This window comes from Thalassotalea fusca, assembly GCF_053485835.1.
The window spans coordinates 1-1,851 of the sequence record NZ_JBQRUN010000037.1 but is presented as its reverse complement, the minus strand read 5'-3'; the positions used below and the strand labels follow the sequence as shown (position 1 = coordinate 1,851).

The following is a 1,851-nucleotide window of genomic DNA, read 5'->3' as shown; positions in this document are numbered from 1 at the left end:
CACGAATGCGATGTCTAGCGAGATTCGATAAGAATCGCTCTTTAACAATTAGTTATCATGCAATTTGTGTGGGCACTCACATTAATGTTAATTGAAATAAGCAGCTTGTCTGCACATTAACTTAATGATGAATGACACACAAAACAAAATTTACTTTTAAAGTAATGCAAGTTTTGCTTTTTATGTCACTTTTTAAGTGAGATAAAAAGAGTACAGAATTCATTGAGTCGCACTTCGGTGCACAAACGATTTTTTAATTGAAGAGTTTGATCATGGCTCAGATTGAACGCTGGCGGCAGGCTTAACACATGCAAGTCGAGCGGAAACGATGATAGCTTGCTATCAGGCGTCGAGCGGCGGACGGGTGAGTAATGCTTGGGAATATGCCTTGAGGTGGGGGACAACAGTTGGAAACGACTGCTAATACCGCATAATGTCTACGGACCAAAGAGGGGGACCTTCGGGCCTCTTGCCTTTAGATTAGCCCAAGTGAGATTAGCTAGATGGTGGGGTAATGGCCTACCATGGCGACGATCTCTAGCTGGTTTGAGAGGATGATCAGCCACACTGGGACTGAGACACGGCCCAGACTCCTACGGGAGGCAGCAGTGGGGAATATTGCACAATGGGCGAAAGCCTGATGCAGCCATGCCGCGTGTGTGAAGAAGGCCTTCGGGTTGTAAAGCACTTTCAGTCGTGAGGAAAGGTTAGTAGGTAATATCTGCTAGCTGTGACGTTAGCGACAGAAGAAGCACCGGCTAACTCCGTGCCAGCAGCCGCGGTAATACGGAGGGTGCGAGCGTTAATCGGAATTACTGGGCGTAAAGCGTGCGTAGGCGGTTGATTAAGCGAGATGTGAAATCCCGGGGCTTAACCTCGGAACTGCATTTCGAACTGGTCAACTAGAGTACTGTAGAGGGTGGTGGAATTTCCAGTGTAGCGGTGAAATGCGTAGAGATTGGAAGGAACATCAGTGGCGAAGGCGGCCACCTGGACAGATACTGACGCTGAGGCACGAAAGCGTGGGGAGCAAACAGGATTAGATACCCTGGTAGTCCACGCCGTAAACGATGTCAACTAGCTGTCTGTGAACTTGATTCGTGGGTAGCGTAGCTAACGCGCTAAGTTGACCGCCTGGGGAGTACGGCCGCAAGGTTAAAACTCAAATGAATTGACGGGGGCCCGCACAAGCGGTGGAGCATGTGGTTTAATTCGATGCAACGCGAAGAACCTTACCATCCCTTGACATCCAGAGAATTTTCTAGAGATAGATTAGTGCCTTCGGGAACTCTGAGACAGGTGCTGCATGGCTGTCGTCAGCTCGTGTTGTGAAATGTTGGGTTAAGTCCCGCAACGAGCGCAACCCCTATCCTTATTTGCCAGCGAGTAGTGTCGGGAACTCTAAGGAGACTGCCGGTGATAAACCGGAGGAAGGTGGGGACGACGTCAAGTCATCATGGCCCTTACGGGATGGGCTACACACGTGCTACAATGGCGTATACAGAGGGCAGCAAGACCGCGAGGTGGAGCGAATCCCACAAAGTACGTCGTAGTCCGGATTGGAGTCTGCAACTCGACTCCATGAAGTCGGAATCGCTAGTAATCGTAGATCAGAATGCTACGGTGAATACGTTCCCGGGCCTTGTACACACCGCCCGTCACACCATGGGAGTGGGTTGCAAAAGAAGTGGCTAGTTTAACCTTCGGGAGGACGGTCACCACTTTGTGATTCATGACTGGGGTGAAGTCGTAACAAGGTAACCCTAGGGGAACCTGGGGTTGGATCACCTCCTTATCTTGAACAATTAACGATGTTGAGTGTTCACACAAATTGCACTGATAACGAAAGTA

At 49.5% G+C, this 1,851-nt stretch carries 1 rRNA gene; it reads left to right on the top strand.

The features are described from left to right. The first annotated feature begins 254 nt into the window (after positions 1-254). Positions 255-1,795 (top strand): 16S ribosomal RNA (locus ACSLUK_RS19855). Positions 1,796-1,851 lie beyond the last annotated feature (56 nt).